Here is an 18,265-nt window from a genome sequence, read left to right on the forward strand (position 1 = left end):
CGTGAAACAGCCGCACGCCATAAGCAAGGCGCGCAAGCGCCTCTTCATCGGACTCATTTCCGGATCTTGTCTGGTGGTCTGCCTCTTTCTAATGGCCCTGTGGCTGGTCCCGTTCATCGGGCTGGACGCCATTCACCCCTATGCCAAATGGGCGCTGGGCGGCGTGGTGCTCCTCGGCATCGGGTTTGTCTGCGTTGGCTATTGGGGCCTGTTCCTCAACATCATCACCAAAAAGCAGATCCTCGGCTCCAAACGATTCCGCGGACTGACCATAAAGCTCTTCCTGCCGCTCATGGTCCTGCTGGGCAGGCTCATCGGCTTTGAAAAGCAACACATCATGCTCTCGTTCATCTCCGTGAACAACGAGCTGGTGCTGGCCGAAGCAGGCCGCTACGCCCCCAAGGACATACTGCTGCTCATGCCGCACTGCCTCCAAAATTCCCGGTGCGACAAACGCCTGACCTATGACATCAACAACTGCGACCGGTGCGGCAAGTGTCCTATCGCCGGGCTGCTCGAACTGCACGACACCTATGGCGTAAATCTGGCCGTGGCCACGGGCGGCACTGTTGCCCGACGCATCGTGGTCCAGCTCAGGCCGAAGCTGATCATTGCCGTTGCCTGCTACCGCGACCTTTCCAGCGGCATTCAGGATACCTACCCCCTGCCGGTCTACGGCGTGCTCAACGAACGGCCTCACGGTCCCTGTCTCGACACCACGGTGGCCCTCGATCAGGTGGAGGAAATGCTCCACAGATTCATTGACCCGAACACGGCCAAGTCCGGCAAGACCATCTCCACCGGCCAGGCAGCCCAAAGCTGATTCGGGCAAGGCTCTCCACCCCCATGCACAAATCGCTCTCCTACACCTATTTCCTGCTCATCCTCAGCATGATCCTCTGGGGCGGCACCTGGATCGCCGGACGCATTCTGGCTCAAGCCATCAACCCCATGACCGCGGCTTTCCTCCGTTTCACCCTTGCTTCCGCCACCCTCGCCTTCATATCCTGGCGCAAGGACGGGGGCATGCCCCGGCTGCAAAAACGCGATATCCTGCCCGTGGCCTTTCTCGGGGCCACCGGCGTGTTCATGTACAGCTATTTCTTCTTCACCGGGCTGCAAACCACCTCGGCCGGTCGCGCCGCCCTTATCGTGGCCTGTATTCCGGTCTGCATCTCGGTGCTTTCCGCACTGTTTTACAAGGAGAAATTCGGCCCGGTACGCATAATGGGTGCGGTGACCTCCCTGATTGGCGTGTCGGTGGTCATTGCGGACGGCAGCCCGCTGACGCTCATCTCCGAAGGCATGAGCCGAGGCGACCTGATGATTCTCGGCTGCGTTGCCAGTTGGACCGCCTACACCCTTGGCGGACGCTCGGTCATGAAGACCCTGCCTCCGCTGACCGCCGTGACATGGTCCTGCATCTTCGGCGCGGTCATGCTCCTGCCTGCGGCCCTGGCCGACGGCTTCATGACCGACATGCTGCGTGTCGACCTGCTGGATTGGGCCTGCATCATCTACCTCGGCATCCTGGCCACCGGGTTCGCATACCTCTGGTATTATCAGGCCATCGCCATTATCGGCGCATCCCGCGCAGGCATCTTCATCAATACGGTGCCGGTTTTCGCCGTGCTCATGGGCTTCCTCTTTCTGGGTGAACCCATCCACCTCTCCCTGGCTGTGGGCGGTCTCATGGTCATCACCGGCGTTTACCTGACCAACAAACAATAGTACGATTCATACGCCCGCACCGTTGACGCGGACGATTCTCTCCCAAAGGAGGAAGCCATGGAAGAACGTTTGGAACGATTGGAAAGCCTTGTCGCCCTTCAGGACAGGACAATGGAAAAGTTGAACGACCAGTTGATCGAACAGCAGCAACAGATTTCGGACCTCGAACAACTCGTGATCCGTCTGGCCGGAAAAATCCGCGAACTGGACGCGGACATGGAGCAGTCCGGTGCCGTGGATGTTCCCCCACCCCATTACAACGGATAAGGAAGACACATGACCACCCCCTCTGCTCAGGAGATCATCGAGCATCTCGGCCTCATTCCCCACCCGGAAGAAGGTGGCTGGTTCAGGGAAACCCACCGCTCCAGCGAACAGTTTGCCAAGGCCATACTGCCTGGACGGTATACCGGCGACCGCTGTCACTCCACGGCCATCTACTATCTGCTCACCCCGGAGACTTACTCCCACATGCACCTGTTGCAGACAGACGAGATATTTCATTTCTATGCAGGCGATCCGTGTGAGATGCTCCAGCTTCACCCGGACGGCTCCGGTGCAGTGCTGACCTTCGGCAGCGACCTGCTGGCCGGTAACACCCCGCAGATCGTCGTGCCGTGCGGCTCCTGGCAGGGCATGGCCCTCAAACCAGGAGGCTCCTTTGCCCTCATGGGCTGCACTGTGGCACCGGGATTCGAATTCGCGGACTATGCCCACGGCACCAGAGACGCCCTCGTCAATCAATACCCTGATTTCGCCGATCGCATCACCACGCTGACTGCCGGATAGCACAACGGGCGTCCTCCGCAGAGAACGCCCGTAAATGGAAGGCATGGACACGCCGCGCCCGCCCATGCCTGTGAACGATAGTCAGGCAACAGGGCTGTCCGGCCACTGGATGGCGTCCGGGAATGCCGCCTGTTGCGGGATATTTCTGAGTTCCCCACGATAGTCGGCCCACGCCAGCCGCGCTGTCTCATCAAGCGGAGAATCTGCCATCTGTGTCCAATCGGATTCGGCCAGCAATCGGTCGCGTTCAGCCCGCACCTGCGTGGCGTCGTGTTCCGCCCTGGCATCTTCATCCACCACAGCAGACACAACCTCCTCGCGGTAGATCAAATCATCACCCTTGACCCACGCCGTGGTGTACTCGGTAAAGGCATCACGCTTCAAGGGCACCGCCTCATTGTACCCAGCCTCATCCAACTCCTCGGGGGTCAGCTCCGCGAAAGAGCGGAGAAAACCGTTGATCTCCACGGTTGTCGGCGGCATACGTTTGATGCTTCCATCTTTGTATCTGTACATCATATCTCCTAGTTTGGTTGTGCGTTGGAGGTATTGGCCGGATACAGCAATGTCCCGGTCCAGTCATATACTGTGTTACTAACGTTGCTAATGGCACTGACAAGCTTAAAACCATTGCTCAAGAATTTGACGACGGCACTATCAGTCCCATCATTGGTATAGGTGATGCCGTTGATAGTCAGTGTATCCAAGGCGCATCTAGTGCAGATGCACATACCATTAGCACTGCCGTTGCCCTTGTACGAACCGGAGAGGTCATATACCCCATCCTCAATGTTAGAGGGAGCTAAAGCGACGAATCCATCAGGCGCTGGATATTCAAGGTCGGCCTCAGAGAAATGACCGGTTATCCTGGTCCCACTTGTATACACGCTGGCAACATGGATAAAATCCTTGAGCGTTGGGACGGTATACACAGGGTCAGTTCCAGTTGCAGGGGCAGGAGAGCCTGTGCCTAACCACGTCTCATTTTGACGTACCCACGCTTTCCCTGTGTCTGTGTCGTATGCAATACCGATTGTATGTCCGGCACTAAGAGTAGTAGCTGAACACAAAACCACCGCGCTGCTACCATTGGCAATTAACTGCAACTGGTTTGAAGTGAGCATAAAGGCATAGGAACCTGTTCCACCAGCCACCGGACCGGGCCATAAGAAATGATCTTCAAACCCAAACCGCACACCAACTGACTGGGAGAGAGTATCAACATGAAACTCCATATACCATTTGCCGGTACTGAGCAGGGTACTCCGTGAGGCTCCCCACCCGCCCGGACCTTGGATAGATACATTACCATCATGATACACAGGCGAAGTCGTAGCAGTCAGCACATTATAAGTCGTTCCGTTGTTCGTCGGCGTGTCCACGGATTGATCAGCAGACACGAAAGTCCAGTCATTACCATTGCCAGAGGTGTCTGCCCCTAAGTCTACTGCGTTGCCAAATTCAAGCCGCGTGTGCAACGTCAGGCCGGAAATACCTCTTGGTACCCACAGGCCTGGAACCGCCGTCGAAGCCCGCCAGAAGCTCGTGTAATCCAGCGCACTCTCAACAATGGCCAGCCGCGAATAATACCCTTTGTCGCTCCCGCAATACTCGGTCAGGACATTGCTCACGAACTCAGCGTAAGTGGTACCGACTGCCCCACCAAAAGACGAGAGCTGGACGTCCTGCGCCCACACAGTCACAGCAGTGCCCACCTTGCGGATGGTCATCAGGTAGTGGTTGGTGACGTCCACAAGCGCATGTTCGGTGTCAACGATCGGATCAGTGGGCTTAAATCCAAAGGCAATGGTGCAGTCCGTGGCCACGGCTCCGGTGGAGGAAAAGCCTGACTCGAGCAGGGCCGAGTAAGGCAACGGAACCGGATACAGCCCCCTGTCAACATTTTTCAACATACCAGCAGGCTGCATCATGCCGACACTCCGTTGACAATGGTCAGGAAATGATTGGTCCCGTCGCTGACGATCTCACCTTGCGCCAGCCCGATGACAGTATCGTACTCACCGTCTATGGAGCCATAGCTGGCCGAGGGATTGAGCGCGTTGTCGCCTGAAGCGACAAAACGGATCACACCGGCAGCCACAGGCACACCAAGGTCAACCGCCCCGCCGGACGTGTCAATGGTCTGGAGTGCGCCAGTGGCCGGGGAAGGCGTAGCCGTGGTCATGGCGGTGGCCGTGGCCGTAAAGCCCACCTCCAGTTCCTTGGAGACATCCGCGCGGAGCAGCGTGTCTTCGCCATCTATAATGTTCAGGATATCATCGATCAGCTCGCACCCGGCAACAGCCTTCCCGACAGCACCGAATCCAAGATTGGTCAACGCACTGACCGGTGTTATCGCGCCGGTTCCGCCCTGGGAAACGGAAACCGGCAGTATGAGGGCGTCCATTGCGGCCACATCCCTGTTCACGAGGTTGTCTCCGTCCCCATTCCAGGCCAGGAATCGGTCAGAACTCGGTTCCGGCAGCGCCACGCCCGAGACAGCGGACGACACCCGAAAGGAGATGGTCCGGTCCAGACGCTCTGACAAGGCCTGACAGATCATGGTCAGCTTATCCAGAGCGGCCTCGTGGGTGGCGGCGGGAAAGGCGTCATTCTCCACATAATCAACCTCCTGCACCATGTTCGGTGAGCGTCGGATAACCAAAATCTGCCCGCCTTCGGGGGGCACGGTCAAGGTGCAGGTGCCGCCGTTCTGTTCCCCGGCACCGGAGAGCTGGTAGTCCGTTCCCGGCACCTGCGTGTATTCAATCCCTTCGGCATCCGTGAGCACGACTTCGATATCGTCGTCACACAGGAACATGAAGGGGATGGCAAAGGTTCCGGTGGCCCCGTTGCCGCCATAGATGGTCTTTGTCTCAGTGGATGAAATGGTCACTGTCTAGCTCCTTGCGCCATAGATTTTCGACCCAAGGGACAGGATGGATCGTTCCGGTGCCCCCCCGGAATTGATACGCAGGGCGTTGGCGCGCTGCTGGCCCTGTTCCAAAAGGGTCTCCGCTTCAAGATCACCGTCAAAGAGCGCATCCTCTTCAGCCTGCCTGTCCTTGATGCGACGGGCATCCCGGATGAGTTTCTTGGACCCGGACATGGTCAGGTTCGCGCCTCCCCACGAGGTATTCTCCTTGCCTCGCTCCTGCTCGCGCGCCTCACGGATCTCCTGCGCCTTTCCGGCCGCATCCTGCTGACTGTCCCAGGCATCGCTCCGGGCCTGCACTTCCACAAGCCCGGCCTGCGCGGACGCCTTGGCCTTATCCGTTGTCATTCCTCCAGACATTTCCTGCAGATCCTGTACAAAACCGAGACCTTGCTGAAACATCTGTGCTGTCTGTTGATTCATTCCCATACTCTTTCTCCCTATTTTCAGCGTTATGTTAGTTGTTGACGATAAGGTGCGGCACGATCATCAAAACGGTCATGGGGAGCGGCTGATCCTGAACAATGGTCAGCACGCCGTCCCGATTCCATCCCTTGGGAAAATTGACGATCTTGTCTCCGCAGAAAATACCGGGGGCCTGCCCCATGGGCATGGCCGAAGTCCTGAAATAGACCGGCTCAAGATGACTCTCGTCCGGGCCTATCTTGCCGCCCAGAGTGTTGTGGAACCGGGCCGCGACCTTGGTGATCCGTTTGATTTTCGTCTGCGCCGTGCCGCGCTGGCTTCCGGCCTCGATACGCATGGGTTGCAGGGTGGAGACATACGGCAGCCCCACCTGTACCTTTGACGCCGGACGATCCAGAAGCAAACTGCCGTCCTGTCCCACGACCTTGTCGGACAACACGGCTCCGTCAGCCAGGACCGAAACGGTTTTCCCGACCAGATGGTCCAGCCCCAGCACGGAGACTGTCGGCTCTCCGTCGTAGGTCAACCCGCTGTCCACAAAGAATCCGTCCTCGATGCTCCCATCGAAGTGGCCTTCCAAAAACTCGATATAGCGTTTCTCCCGACCATCCACCGTGCGGCGGACAACGGCCCATAACTCATCGCGTTTGTCGGTGTCGTTATAGATCGAGGTCACACTCTCCACGCTGCCGTCAGTGATGATCCTCGCCCAGGCAGCCACCTCCTGATCCGGCACATAGGTCAAGGCCACAAGGGCACCGTCCGCACGCACGGCGTAGAGAATGGAATCCGGCTCCTGCACATAGGCGAGTCCGGTCAGTCCTCCTTCGGAGATATGTTCGGAGAGGATTGTCAGATCCTTGGAGACATAGGCGTCGGCTTCAAAGCGATATGACATTTCCCGTATCTTCTTGCCTGCCCGCTGAATATACAGCGTGGCGAACCCAACCGCTTCCGGGCGGGTGGAGGACGCGCCGCAGGAGCCTTCATGATTGGCCTTGACGGTCGCCGGAGATATCGGGTCGCTGGAGGAACCGGACACGGTCCACTCTCCCCCGGCCGTGCCGATCCACAACCGACTGCGCGACACGATGAATTCAATGCCGTTGGCCTGTCTGCCAGCCAGGGTGACCTCTATGCCGTCATCATCCAGAGGCAGCTCTCCAGCCGGAGCCTCGGTACGGTCGCCCGGCTCGAAACACTCCCAGAACGCAGCATTGAGCTCCCCTTCCGCATCCCAGATGGATTCGATCTGCGTGCTCGTGGGCTCATCGGCAAAATACACCGCCACGTCCGCTGTGGCGGCGATGAAATTCCGGGTGCCCTTGTACCGATAGTAGCGGGTCGTTCCGTCGGCATGCTGCCCTTTGAGACCGTCCAGCTTCTCGAAACCACCACCCATGAGCAGCAGAAACCGATCTCCTGCTTTTCCGTCTCTGACAGCATCGCCGTTCTTGTCTTCGATTTCCATATCCCGCCAGCCATCAAGCGGGACTTCGCGCGTCTTGAGCCGGAAATCCGTGGTTTCGCCTGTCCGGGACATCCAGATGGTGCCGGGCTTGTCCGGTGTACTGGCCAGCACGAGCCGCTGTTCGTAAAACCCTACGCAGGAAGGATAATTACCCGTGTCCCAACTCTCCGGCCGCCCGGTGAAGTCCATCTCTTCGATGATCCATTCATCATGATCGACCCGCGCCAGTGTACGCGGAGGATGATCCGGATGAACCAGTATGAGTTCTCCGGCAGACTGGGCGTAACGCAGTTGATCGAATTCATTCACGGTGTACGGGATCTCACGCCTGTACTCGCTCTCACCGGACAGAACAACGCCGTGATCGGAAAAGACTCGCATGCGTCCCTGCCCGGACTCGTCTTCGCCAAACTCCAGCACATAGGTCTGGGACGAGTTGAATTCGAATGGAATAAGCAAAACCCGCTTATCGGAATTCATGGCCTCGGTCACGAACCGGAAACCGGACCGCCGGGAAGTGCCGCCATGGGGATGCACCTGGAAGTTCTCCAGGGTCCGACAGCCGTTGAAGTACTTTGAAATGTCAGTCCGGCCTTCAAGCCGGGGACTGATCTCCCCGGCTGTGAAACTGGTGACCGCTGGTGTTGCAATGCTCATCGCTTTCTGGCTCCTTTTTTCGGGGGCGTGCCCCGGACATGCGACACAGCATACCCCCGGTTCTGCGCCGTGGAGGGCACAGGCTACTGAACGGATTCAGGAAGTATGCAGAAACAGCTTGACGGGGTACAAAAAGAGAGGCGGCCGCAACACGGCGCGCAACAAAGAAATTTATTCAATTAATATAAGCATATCCGCTGTATCATTTCCCGAAACTGCTTCTCGGGAAAGCGCACCTGGAGGCTGGAGGAGGGCCATGGGACAACAAATGACATACAAATGCCACCCGCTGGAAACAGCCGATTCAGGCAGTGCCGTATCATTCGATCAGAAGACGCAAAAAAGCCCTTATTTCGATATGTTATGCGAAACAAGGGCTTTTGATTTGTCAGCAGGCTACCGGGCTTAATTGGCCACGGCAGACATGGGTGGAGCGTCTTCCTTTTCACTGTTCAGGCGGACGACCTGGGTCGTGAAGGACGTTTCCCCCGGGATACAGGTAGGACATCCTTCGGACAGGATGACACACCGCTCATCCAACGTGGATGGGTCGATGTTGGCCAGTTTCAACAATTTCGTTGTCATCCCATACCGCCAGAGAACCGGCTGGCCACACCGGTGACATTCGACATACAGCATTTCAGGATCAAATTTTCTCGTCATATCTAGAGAATAATCCTCAAGAGAATGCTTGGCAAGGCGCTATCCGGTTATAACTGTTATTATCTCCGCTTCAACGGGGTTACTCCCACATGCGATTCTGGACCCATCCGAGACTGGATCGTGCGATCCATGCCGCCACATCTCTGGCGTCATCCAGGTCAAAACGGGGGACATCCGCCTCCACTCCCCAGTCCGAAACCATGGCCAGAAGCTTCTTCTCTGCCTGGTTCTGGTTGGTACACAGAGGCCGATCATGCACTTCCCGCCGATGCACTTCGATTTTGGGCTGATCGGAATTGAAATAGCCCTCAGCCAGAACAATCTGCTTGTCACGAAACAGGGAATCCACCAGTTCAGGCAATGTCTGTTCCTGATTCACGGTCCTGATCATGGCCACGCGATTGGGTGAAGAGATGACCACGGTTTCGGCTCCGGCCTGCTTCAGCCGCCAGGAATCCTTGCCCTCATGATCCATCTCAAAGGCGTGCGCGTCATGCTTGATCGCGCCCACAGAGACTCCGAGCTTCAACAGTTCGGGAATGAGTTTCTCCATGAATGTGGTCTTGCCCGATTTTTTCTTGCCAATAATACAAATGATGTGTGGTGCCATTCATTCCTCATATACTCATTGGATTTCACCTGACCTACAGGTGGTCAGCAACCATACGACAAGCACGGTATAATTGTCACCACTCCTTCATTATAAATATAGGTGCCAATTCTTTACAATGATTCGACCGGGTGCCACTATGGCACATTGAGGACTACCACCAAGGATGAACATGACCACACCACAGACGCGCACACAGGCGATCCAGGAAATACTGAAACACCTCACACCGCTCACCGGCACAGCCACCCCGCCCGAAGAAGCCGAGGGCCGGGTTGCCGCAGAAAATGTGACAGCGGCGTGCAATGTGCCGGAACACGCGTGTTCTGTCCGGGATGGGTATGCCCTCAAGGTCTCGGACATTGAAAAGGCGCGTTCCATGAAGCCGGTTCGCCTCAAGGTCAATCAATGCATCCGGGCCGAATCCCGGGACCCTGAGCCCATACAAGCCGGAGAAGCCGCCCGCGTGCTCACCGGCGGGCCGGTGCCTCCCGGCGCAGATGCCGTGCTGGCAGAAGAGGATATCGAACAGGACGGAGACACCATTCTTGTCACCACCCCTGTCCGGTCGGGGTGGTTTGTCCGGGCCGCCGGAGGCGAGATCGCACACGGCACGACCATCACCCCAAAGGGAACGGTAATTTCTCCCCAGGCCGCAGCGGTCATGACCCGCACGCGCCTGACGACCATCATGACCCACCCGCGCCCCGCGGTCAGCATACTGGCCCTGGGGTCCGAGCTCGCAGTACCGGGCACCACGGATCCGGACCGCTTTCCGGCTGACAACCTTGTGCTCTCAAGAGGGTTGCTGGAACACAGCGGGGCCGCTGTCATCCGCACCGACGTGCTCCCGGATAAAGAGTCCACGCTCATCGAAACCCTGTCGGCCGATGACCTCCCGGACGTGGTCATCACCTCCGGCGGCACAGGCAGAAGCGAACGGGATTTCGCCCGCATGGGTGCGGGGGAGAGCGGCTTCACCATTCTGGTTGACCGGGTGAACATGCGTCCGGGCCGAAACATGTTCGTGGCCCAGCGCGACCAGACCCTGCTCTTTGGCCTGCCAGGCCCACCGGCAGCCGTGTTCACCTGCTTTCACGCCATCATCCTGCCTGTCATTCGCCACTTGCGCGGGCTGCCCGCAGCGCCCCCGGTCATGGCCAGATTCACCAAGCCTCTCAATGCCAAACCCGGCTCGGAATGGCTGGTCCAGTGCGAGCTGGCCCTTGCAGGCTCACAGCTCACGGCCACCCCGTTGGCCGGAAAAGATGTCCCGCCCATGCTCGGAATGGCCAAAGCGCTGGGCATGGCCCTCTTGCACGGCGGTGACACCATTGATGCCGGCGATGAAGTGGAGATACTGACCACGGCGTACTAGCCCTCACTCCAACAGCCCGATTCCTCTCTGTTTTCCCGGTAAGGGAACGCACTCTTCCGCCATGGCCTTTTTTTCATAACAGGTGACACCAGTTCAAACTGTCACCCAGCTTTCTATTGTCCGTCACGAAACCGTAACATGCCGGGCATATCACTAGCACTCAAGTCAACGAGGACTGCATTTCAATTTCGCATAATTCAAGGAAGGTAACACAATGAAAAAAAGTCTGATCGCTCTCGTCGCCCTGGCAATTCTGAGTATTTCTGTCGTGGCCAACGCCGCTGACATCCGCGTCAAAGGTTCCACCACTGTTGATCCGGCCATGAAAAAACTGGTCGCAGCATACCAGGCCGCTCACCCCGGCGTGAATTTCTCCATCTCCGCCACCGGTTCCGGTGACGGCGCCAAGGCTGTTATCAACAAGACCGCCGACATCGGCATGATGTCCCGTGACATGAAGCCCGCTGAAATCAAAAAGTGCAAGGCCAACGGCATCGAGCCCGTCCAGTTCATCATCGCTCTGGACTGCCTGGTTCCCATCGTTAACCCCTCCAACCCTGTTTCCGCAATCACCACCGCACAGCTGAAAGACATGTACCAGGACAAGATCCGCAACTGGTCTGAAGTCGGCGGCGAAAAGGGCATGATCGCCCTGTTCTCCCGTGAGACCAACTCCGGCACCTACGAAGTGTGGCACAAGAAAGTCATGAAGAAGGAAGATGAGTTCGACCTCGTTTCCCGCATGCCTTCCAACGCTGCCATGGCTGCCAAAATCTCCGGCAACAAGAAGGGCATCGGCTATGTCGGTCTCGGTTTCCTGAACCCCAAGATCAAGGCACTGACCGTGAACGGCGTGGTCGCTTCCGTTGCCACCGGCAAGGACGGTTCCTACCCTCTGTCCCGCGGCCTGAACCTGTACACAGGTGGTCAGCCCACTGGCGAAACCAAGACCTTCATCGACTTCGTCATGTCCCCCGCCGGTCAGAAGATCATCGCTGAAGTCGGCTTCGTTCCTGTAAAGTAAGTGAATTGAACCGACACACCGAACAAGTCATCAACTCCCGTCGGGGTGCCATCACCCCGACGGGATAATGCGTGTAAAGAGGCGAACATAATGCTCTCACGTTCCAATAAGGAAAAGGTCATCAAATCAGGGTTCCTGATTGCGGCCAGCGCTTCCATCATCGCTCTTGGCCTGATCATGTACTTCCTGGTGAGCGAAGCCCTGCCCACATTCACCGGATTCGACGCCATGGGCGAACATATCCAGGGTCTGGGCATCTTCGAATTCATCTTCGGCCAACAGTGGAAGCCTGTTTCCGAACTGCCTCAGTGGGGCATACTCCCCCTGATCATGGGGTCGGTCTGGGTCACACTCCTTTCCTCGCTTCTGGCCATTCCGCTGGGCATCATGACCGCAGTATACCTGGCTGAAATCGCCCCCAACAAGGTGCGCGAGATCATCAAGCCCATGGTCGAGCTGCTCGCGTCCCTGCCCTCCGTGGTCATCGGCTTCTTCGGCCTGGCCGTGGTTGCCCCCATTCTCCTGGAATGTTTTGATATCCGCTTTGGCGTCAACATGCTCAACGCATCCATCATGCTCGCCTTCATGGCCGTTCCGACCATCACGTCCATTGCGGAAGACGCCATTCATTCGGTTCCCTCGGAGCTGCGCGAAGGCTCCCTGGCGCTGGGCGCCACCCGATTCGAAACAATCTGGCGCGTGGTCATCCCCGCCTCCCTGTCAGGGCTGTCCACCGCGGTTATCCTCGGCATGTCCCGCTCCATCGGCGAAACCATGGTCGTACTCATGGTGGCTGGCGGTGCGGCCCGCATCCCGACCTCCCTGTTCGATCCGGTCCGCCCCATGCCCGCATCCATCGCCGCAGAAATGGGCGAGACCAGCTTTGGCCTCGAAATGCACTACTTCTCCCTGTTCGCCATTGCCATGGTCCTGTTCCTCATCACGTTTCTTTTCAACCTTCTGGCCGACCACATAGCCCACAAATACAAGCAAGTCGGCTCTGCAAGTCTCTAAGGAAAGGATATGTCTGAAATGGTAAGCAATGAAATGGTCTTCAGCGGCTCCAATATACCTGACTCCCCGGCAACGCGCTTTCGCCGCAAACTGACACAGGAGCTGTGGTTCACCCTGTTCAGAATCGCTGTGGCCATCAACGCCCTCGCGCTCATTATCATCGTGGGGTACATGGTCTATTACGGACTCCCGGCCATATCCTGGGATTTCCTTACCGGGCAGCCCACTGAGGGCGGCCTGGCCGGCGGCATTTTCCCGTGCATCGTCGGCACGTTCTATCTCTCCATCGGGTCCATGGCCCTGGCTCTGCCGCTGGGCGTATCCGCCGCCATCTACCTGCATGAATATGCGCAACCCGGTCTGTTCATGCGCATTGTCCGCCTGTGCATCAACAACCTGGCCGGTGTACCTTCCGTGGTCTTCGGCCTGTTCGGCATGGCCTTTTTCGTGGCCGCACGCGATCTGGGCGGACTCGGCATGGGCGTCTCCATCGCCGCCGGTTGCATGACGCTGGCCGTGCTCATCCTGCCGGTCATCATCGGCACCAGCGAAGAAGCCCTGCGCAGTGTCCCGGACACCTACCGCGAGGCCTCCCTCGGCCTGGGCGCCACCAAATGGCAGACCATCTTCAAGGTTGTCCTGCCCTCGGCCATGCCCGGTATCCTGACCGGCTGTATCCTGTCCATCTCCCGCGCGGCAGGCGAAACCGCGGCCATCATGTTCACCGCAGCGGCCAGCTACAACCCGACCCTGCCTTCTTCCATCTTCGATGAAGTCATGGCCCTGCCCTACCAGATATACTCGCTGTCCGTTTCCTCCACCGACCCGGAAGCAACGCTTCCGCTCCAGTACGGCACCTCGCTTGTTCTAGTCGCCCTTGTCCTGGGCATGAACCTGGTTGCGATCCTGCTCCGCTCCCACCTCCGCAAGAAACTCAGCAAATAGACAACACCACACACTTCCCAAACAGACAGGCCCTGCACCGAGTATCGGTGCAGGGCCTGTCTGTTTGGCTCAGAGGGCGAACTACTCGCCGATCAAAGACTTGTAGACGGACATATACCCCTCGACCATCCGTTCGGAATCGAACCGCTTGCGGCCCGAGTCAAAGGCATCCACTCCCATCTGACGGATCATCGCGGGATCGGAGAGCAACAGCTCCGCTGCGTCTATGAACACCTTGTTCCTGCCGGATGGCACCAGCAATCCCGTGTACTGGTCGGTCACCTGCTCCGGGATGCCGCCCACACTGTAGGCGACCACGGGCAGGGAGCAGGACATGGCCTCCAGCACGACCAGTGAATGATTGTCCGCTCTGGTGGGATAGAGCAAGACGTCCGCGGCGTTCATGAGCAGGGAGAGCCGGGCCCGATCCACATAGGGCCACAGTATGAGGTCTCCCTGCTGCTCTTCCCTGTCCCCTCCCACGGCAAAACAGACCAGCCGGGGCATACGGGCCTTGAGTGCGGTCCAGATATCTTTCCAGGCGTCTCCTGATTTGTAGGCAGCGTTCATCCCTCCATGGGCCGCGAACACGGCCACACGGGCTGCGTTATGCAACCCGAGTTTCCGCCTGGCCACGCGCTTTGAGACAGGCTGTTCCGGCCATGGGATACCATTGGGGACAACGGTAACCGACCGGTACAAATGTGTTTTTGCCAACCGGGCCATCCAGCGTGACGGCGCCACCAGGGCTGGCTCAAGACGCTGCACCTGATGCAACTTCTGCTTTTTCAGGCTCTCGGCTTCAGGAAAATTGCGGGAACAGGGATCAGCGCATTTTTCGTCCAGATCAGCACAGTCCAGCGGGTAGGGACAGCCTCCGGTAAAGAGTTCGCAATCATGCATGGTGATGACAACTCTGGCGCGTGCCGAAATGGATGTCAGCAAATCGGGCCAGTTACCCGTAGAGTGCAGGTGTCCGATGGCATTACCCGGCAGATATCGTCCGAAATCATTGGGGAGGATGGCTGTCCCATCCTGCTTTTCGGCCAACTCGAAACTGTGATTGGTCTCCACATTACGACGGCGCAACCCGTCGACGACAAGTTGGGCCACCCGCGTGGCGCCACCGCTCGTCTCCAACCCCGTATGATGATAAATGGGTGGGAAAACCATGGATCAGCCTTCCACCTTCTCCATATCAAGCACCATCTCCACCAGATCCTCGTCATAGGGATCAGGCTTGATCACGAAACCGAATTTCTTGGAAAGCCCCTGCATGGCCTTGTTCTCGGCCATAGTCTGTCCGGTCAAGCGGGACGTGCCGCGCAGCTTGGTATATTGGATACCCTTGTGAAAGAGCATGGACCCCAGCCCTTCGCCCTTCTGGTCGGAGCGGACCACGATGGCGAATTCGGCTTCGGTATTATCCGGCTTGGTGTTGGTGCGCATGACTCCGAGAGTCTCCGGCTCGCCCCTTTCATCCAGTGCGGTGGCGATGAAGGCCATCTCACGGTCATAATCGATCTGGGTGAACCCGGCGATATCCTTGTGGTCAAAATCACGCTGCACCACGCCGAAGAACCGCAGGCGCAGATCTTCGTCCGACAGATTTGCCAGGAAGACCCGATGGGTCTCTTCGTCTTCGGGACGAATGGGACGCAAGGTGACATTGCGTCCGGTCTTGAGCGTGACACACTCTTCCAGCTCCCTCGGATAGGGCCTGATGGCCAGCCGGGCCTCGCCATGTCCGTCAAAGGGGGCAATGTCGATCTTACCGCTCAGGGCCAGCACGCCTTCGGCGTCGGCATAAAGCGGGTTGATGTCGATATAGGTGATCTGCGGGACATCAACGATCAACTGGGAAAGCTGAATGAGGGTCAGACAGATGTCATCAATGTCAACAGGCGGTTGCGAAGGCGTTCCCTTGAGCAGCGTCGAGATGCGAGTGCGTTCCACCAGCTCCTTGGCCAGACTCATGGAGAGCGGCGGCAGGGTAAGGGCCTGATCCTGAATGACTTCACGGGCCATGCCGCCATGTCCGAAGTGGATCACCGGACCAAAGACCGAGTCCACGGTCGCGCTCACGGAAAGTTCATGTGCGCCGGGTCTGCGACCCATTTTCTGGACCGTGAACCCCTCGATATAGGCGTCGGGCCGCTCACGAGTGCAGCGGGCCAGTATTGACGCCCCGCCTTCCCAGACGCGCTCCGGCGTTTCCAGATCAAGCAGCACGCCGCCCACGTCAAAGGGTTGGGGAATCTGGGGACTCCTGAGCTTCAGCGCCACGGGGTAGCCGATCTCGTCAGCGGCTATGACGGCTTCCTTGGCCGACACCGCGATGCGGGTCTCGACAACGGGGATGCCGTATGCCGCCAGAATGGCCTTGGCCTCCGGTTCGGTCAGGGACGTGCGCTCTTCCTGCAACGCCTTGTCCACGATGGCGCGTGCGCCCGAGGTATCCGGGAAAAAGTCGGAAGGCAGGGAATCCGGGGTCTCGATGAGCATGTCCTGATTTCGCAGATACTCGGCCATGTACAGAAAGGCCCGCACCGCATGGGTGGGCGAATCATATGTAGGAATGCCCGCATCACGAAAGACCTCGCGGGAGTGCTCTGCCGCGCCGATACCGAGCCAGGCGGTCAGCACCATGCGCTTGACCCGTTTGAGGGAATCACGCAGGGCCTCGGCCACCTCCACGTCAGGCTGTGCCGTCCACGGCACATGCATGACCAGGATGCCGTTTGAAGTCTTGTCCTTGATCAAAAGTTTGAGGACTTCCGAGTACTGTTTGCCATCCGCGTTGAACGGGATATCCACGGGATTGGCCCGAGACCAGTTCTCTTCGCCGAGTACGCCGTCAATGGCCTTGATGGTGTCCTCGGACAGGGGAGCCAGCTTGCCGCCGCCAGAGAGCAGTCTGTCCGCCGCCAGAATACCGGCGGAGGTGCCGTTGGTCAGGATGGCGAGATTCTTGCCATAGACCTGCCTCGGCGTACCCAGTGTCTGGGCCGCGTCAAAAAGGCCGTCGATGTTCTCCACCCGGAGCATGCCCGCACGCCGGAAGGCCACGTCATAGACCGCGTCCATGAGGTGATGGTCGCCGGTTTCACGCAGTTTCAGGTCGCCCAGCACCGTATCCAGGGCCTGCCCGGGCCGGATGACCAGCACGGGTTTGTTGCGCGAGGCGGCTCGGGCCGCGGACATGAACTCGCGGGCGTCCTTGATGGACTCCACATAGAGCATGATCGACCGTGTCAGCGGGTCCGAGCCGAGATAGTCCAGAATATCGGAAAAAGAGACATCAATACGACTGCCAAGGGCGATCATGTGGGAAAAGCCCACGCCCTTGGCTATGGCCCAGTCAAGGACCGTGGCGAACAGGGAGTCTGACTGCGAAATGAAAGCGACCTTGCCCGGCTCCACCGCCGCGTGGGCCAGGGAAGCGTTGAGATTCAACGAAGGGACCATGAACCCCAATGATTTCGGGCCGATAATACGAATATCCGGTGGTTTGGCAATGCCGAGAATAGTGGCTTTGATGTCATCCCGTTCCTCTTTGCTCATGGAAGCGAAGCCCGCGCCCATGAGCACGGCGCCGCGTGTGCCGCGCTCCTTGAGCGAGTGAATGATCTCCGGCACTTCGTCCAGAGGAGAACAGACCACTGCCAGATCCGGGGTCTTTGGCAGATGCTTGACCGACGGATGGGTAAGCACGCCGGAAATGGCCTCGGCTTCGTTTGAGACGGGCATGACCGGTCCGAGAAAACCGCTTGCCATAATGTTGCGCATGACAATATTGCCCGCGTTCTTGGGGTCATTGGTGGCGCCGATGACCGCCACGGACCTGGGCTTGAAGAGATATTGAAGATTGGTGACGCTCATGAGGCTCCTTGGGCGTAGCATGGGGTACGGGGTCGTGAGGAGACGGTAACGTTTTTTACACAGGTCAGGCAATAGAATGATTCTATCATCTCAAGCTTTACGCCGAATTTTCATCACGCGAAACTCCAATCGAAAAAAAAATGATAAAAAACGTTTATGACCCTAAAGTTTTCTTTCCAAATACCGATAGACCCCTGTGAGGGGTAATTTTATCCTGTAAAAAGGAGCGTTTTGTCATGGCAATAGAATCATTGGCACAACAAACATCGGTATTTGTGGATTCCTTGGGAATCAAACCCACCGCTACGGAAAAAAAAGCGGATGACGCAAGTCAGGAAGCCAAGACTCCTGAACAGGGGGATACCATCACCATCTCCGAAGAAGCCCGCGCTCTGGCGGCCATGGAAAAGCCCGACGAATCCAGCAGCAACTCTTCTGAAGAAGGCAACACCATGGATTCCACCATCCAGATGCTCAAGAAGCAGATCGAAGAGCTGGAGGAGGATATCAAGGAGCTGGAGGATGGCGACCTGCCTGAAAAGGAGAAGTTGACCCAACTCCAGGACAAGCAGGTCCAGCTCATGCAGCTCAAGGACCAGCTCCTCAAGGCCCAGCAGGAACAACTCGGAATTGAAGGCATGGCCGATGGCGGCGGCACCCGCGCCAACGGAGCCGGCAACAGCGCGGCGTCCTTCTAGCCCACCGAAATATATACACGCAAAAGACGCGTCAGGCTGAAC

At 58.0% G+C, this 18,265-nt stretch carries 18 protein-coding genes; 9 read left to right on the forward strand and 9 right to left on the reverse strand.

Features of this window, described 5'->3' with window-relative positions:
* Nucleotide 1: 1 nt before the first annotated feature.
* The 4 genes from SRBAKS_RS10565 to SRBAKS_RS10580 are packed head-to-tail and all read left to right on the forward strand — an operon-like array spanning nt 2 to nt 2,520.
* The gene (locus SRBAKS_RS10565) at nt 2-823 is read left to right on the forward strand and encodes a DUF116 domain-containing protein (RefSeq protein WP_229590856.1); all 822 of its coding nucleotides are present in this window, start codon (nt 2-4) and stop codon (nt 821-823) included.
* A 23-nt stretch (nt 824-846) separates the two neighbouring features.
* Nucleotides 847-1,731, forward strand: coding sequence for a DMT family transporter (locus SRBAKS_RS10570; protein WP_229590857.1), 885 nt, complete (start codon nt 847-849; stop codon nt 1,729-1,731).
* A gap of 57 nt (nt 1,732-1,788) precedes the next feature.
* Nucleotides 1,789-1,998, forward strand: a complete 210-nt coding sequence (locus SRBAKS_RS10575; RefSeq protein WP_229590858.1) for a SlyX family protein — start codon at nt 1,789-1,791, stop codon at nt 1,996-1,998.
* A gap of 9 nt (nt 1,999-2,007) precedes the next feature.
* A complete protein-coding gene (locus tag SRBAKS_RS10580; protein ID WP_229590859.1) occupies nt 2,008-2,520 on the forward strand; it encodes a cupin domain-containing protein in 513 nt (170 codons plus the stop codon).
* Nucleotides 2,521-2,601: 81 nt separating this feature from the next.
* Here SRBAKS_RS10580 and SRBAKS_RS10585 read toward each other — a convergent pair whose 3' ends face one another.
* The 7 genes from SRBAKS_RS10585 to mobB form a co-directional block, all read right to left on the reverse strand.
* Nucleotides 2,602-3,036, reverse strand: a complete 435-nt coding sequence (locus tag SRBAKS_RS10585) for a tail fiber assembly protein (protein WP_229590860.1) — start codon at nt 3,034-3,036, stop codon at nt 2,602-2,604.
* Nucleotides 3,037-3,044: 8 nt separating this feature from the next.
* Nucleotides 3,045-4,451 carry an SPRY domain-containing protein gene (locus SRBAKS_RS10590; protein ID WP_229590861.1) on the reverse strand — a complete coding sequence of 469 codons (1,407 nt, stop codon included), beginning with the start codon at nt 4,449-4,451 and terminating at the stop codon, nt 3,045-3,047.
* On the reverse strand, nt 4,448-5,416 hold the full coding sequence (locus SRBAKS_RS10595; RefSeq protein ID WP_229590862.1) for a hypothetical protein: 969 nt from the start codon (nt 5,414-5,416) through the stop codon (nt 4,448-4,450). The genes SRBAKS_RS10590 and SRBAKS_RS10595 overlap by 4 nt, the downstream gene beginning before the upstream one ends.
* A gap of 3 nt (nt 5,417-5,419) precedes the next feature.
* Complete coding sequence (locus SRBAKS_RS10600) at nt 5,420-5,884, reverse strand: hypothetical protein (protein WP_229590863.1); 465 nt, start codon at nt 5,882-5,884, stop codon at nt 5,420-5,422.
* Between the two features lie 28 nt (nt 5,885-5,912).
* Nucleotides 5,913-8,009 (reverse strand): phage tail protein, encoded by a 2,097-nt coding sequence (locus SRBAKS_RS10605; RefSeq protein ID WP_229590864.1) that lies wholly within the window; start codon nt 8,007-8,009, stop codon nt 5,913-5,915.
* A gap of 405 nt (nt 8,010-8,414) precedes the next feature.
* Nucleotides 8,415-8,672 carry a hypothetical protein gene (locus tag SRBAKS_RS10610; RefSeq protein WP_229590865.1) on the reverse strand — a complete coding sequence of 86 codons (258 nt, stop codon included), beginning with the start codon at nt 8,670-8,672 and terminating at the stop codon, nt 8,415-8,417.
* Between the two features lie 79 nt (nt 8,673-8,751).
* A complete protein-coding gene (gene mobB, locus SRBAKS_RS10615; RefSeq protein WP_229590866.1) occupies nt 8,752-9,282 on the reverse strand; it encodes a molybdopterin-guanine dinucleotide biosynthesis protein B in 531 nt (176 codons plus the stop codon).
* Between the two features lie 172 nt (nt 9,283-9,454).
* On the opposite strand from mobB, the gene SRBAKS_RS10620 reads away from it, so the two are divergent.
* From SRBAKS_RS10620 to pstA, 4 genes are all read left to right on the forward strand, one after another.
* The gene (locus SRBAKS_RS10620) at nt 9,455-10,660 is read left to right on the forward strand and encodes a molybdopterin molybdotransferase MoeA (protein ID WP_229590867.1); all 1,206 of its coding nucleotides are present in this window, start codon (nt 9,455-9,457) and stop codon (nt 10,658-10,660) included.
* A 214-nt stretch (nt 10,661-10,874) separates the two neighbouring features.
* Entirely contained in the window at nt 10,875-11,684 is an 810-nt protein-coding gene (locus SRBAKS_RS10625) for a PstS family phosphate ABC transporter substrate-binding protein (RefSeq protein WP_229590868.1), read from the forward strand.
* Nucleotides 11,685-11,771: 87 nt separating this feature from the next.
* A complete protein-coding gene (pstC, locus tag SRBAKS_RS10630) occupies nt 11,772-12,698 on the forward strand; it encodes a phosphate ABC transporter permease subunit PstC (RefSeq protein ID WP_229596957.1) in 927 nt (308 codons plus the stop codon).
* Between the two features lie 33 nt (nt 12,699-12,731).
* A complete protein-coding gene (gene pstA / locus SRBAKS_RS10635; protein ID WP_430709128.1) occupies nt 12,732-13,643 on the forward strand; it encodes a phosphate ABC transporter permease PstA in 912 nt (303 codons plus the stop codon).
* Between the two features lie 81 nt (nt 13,644-13,724).
* Here the strand turns inward: pstA and SRBAKS_RS10640 are convergent, their stop codons facing one another.
* Nucleotides 13,725-14,816 carry a glycosyltransferase gene (locus tag SRBAKS_RS10640; protein ID WP_229590870.1) on the reverse strand — a complete coding sequence of 364 codons (1,092 nt, stop codon included), beginning with the start codon at nt 14,814-14,816 and terminating at the stop codon, nt 13,725-13,727.
* Between the two features lie 3 nt (nt 14,817-14,819).
* A complete protein-coding gene (locus SRBAKS_RS10645) occupies nt 14,820-17,525 on the reverse strand; it encodes a bifunctional acetate--CoA ligase family protein/GNAT family N-acetyltransferase (protein WP_229590871.1) in 2,706 nt (901 codons plus the stop codon).
* 236 nt (nt 17,526-17,761) lie between these two features.
* On the opposite strand from SRBAKS_RS10645, the gene SRBAKS_RS10650 reads away from it, so the two are divergent.
* Nucleotides 17,762-18,223, forward strand: a complete 462-nt coding sequence (locus SRBAKS_RS10650) for a FlxA-like family protein (protein WP_229590872.1) — start codon at nt 17,762-17,764, stop codon at nt 18,221-18,223.
* The last annotated feature ends 42 nt before the right edge of the window (nt 18,224-18,265 follow it).

This window comes from Pseudodesulfovibrio sediminis (genome assembly GCF_020886695.1).
GTDB classification, from domain to species: domain Bacteria; phylum Desulfobacterota; class Desulfovibrionia; order Desulfovibrionales; family Desulfovibrionaceae; genus Pseudodesulfovibrio; species Pseudodesulfovibrio sediminis.

What these genes read in the sequence shown, in the direction of transcription:
- pstA (WP_430709128.1), top strand. Translation starts at nt 12,732, where the DNA reads ATGGTCTTCAGCGGCTCCAATATACCTGACTCCCCGGCAACGCGCTTT.
- SRBAKS_RS10650 (WP_229590872.1), top strand. Translation starts at nt 17,762, where the DNA reads ATGGCAATAGAATCATTGGCACAACAAACATCGGTATTTGTGGATTCC.
- SRBAKS_RS10590 (WP_229590861.1), bottom strand. Translation starts at nt 4,451, where the DNA reads ATGATGCAGCCTGCTGGTATGTTGAAAAATGTTGACAGGGGGCTGTAT.
- SRBAKS_RS10605 (WP_229590864.1), bottom strand. Translation starts at nt 8,009, where the DNA reads ATGAGCATTGCAACACCAGCGGTCACCAGTTTCACAGCCGGGGAGATC.
- SRBAKS_RS10575 (WP_229590858.1), top strand. Translation starts at nt 1,789, where the DNA reads ATGGAAGAACGTTTGGAACGATTGGAAAGCCTTGTCGCCCTTCAGGAC.
- SRBAKS_RS10600 (WP_229590863.1), bottom strand. Translation starts at nt 5,884, where the DNA reads ATGGGAATGAATCAACAGACAGCACAGATGTTTCAGCAAGGTCTCGGT.
- SRBAKS_RS10570 (WP_229590857.1), top strand. Translation starts at nt 847, where the DNA reads ATGCACAAATCGCTCTCCTACACCTATTTCCTGCTCATCCTCAGCATG.
- SRBAKS_RS10580 (WP_229590859.1), top strand. Translation starts at nt 2,008, where the DNA reads ATGACCACCCCCTCTGCTCAGGAGATCATCGAGCATCTCGGCCTCATT.
- SRBAKS_RS10625 (WP_229590868.1), top strand. Translation starts at nt 10,875, where the DNA reads ATGAAAAAAAGTCTGATCGCTCTCGTCGCCCTGGCAATTCTGAGTATT.
- SRBAKS_RS10620 (WP_229590867.1), top strand. Translation starts at nt 9,455, where the DNA reads ATGACCACACCACAGACGCGCACACAGGCGATCCAGGAAATACTGAAA.
- SRBAKS_RS10610 (WP_229590865.1), bottom strand. Translation starts at nt 8,672, where the DNA reads ATGACGAGAAAATTTGATCCTGAAATGCTGTATGTCGAATGTCACCGG.
- mobB (WP_229590866.1), bottom strand. Translation starts at nt 9,282, where the DNA reads ATGGCACCACACATCATTTGTATTATTGGCAAGAAAAAATCGGGCAAG.
- SRBAKS_RS10645 (WP_229590871.1), bottom strand. Translation starts at nt 17,525, where the DNA reads ATGAGCGTCACCAATCTTCAATATCTCTTCAAGCCCAGGTCCGTGGCG.
- SRBAKS_RS10640 (WP_229590870.1), bottom strand. Translation starts at nt 14,816, where the DNA reads ATGGTTTTCCCACCCATTTATCATCATACGGGGTTGGAGACGAGCGGT.
- SRBAKS_RS10585 (WP_229590860.1), bottom strand. Translation starts at nt 3,036, where the DNA reads ATGTACAGATACAAAGATGGAAGCATCAAACGTATGCCGCCGACAACC.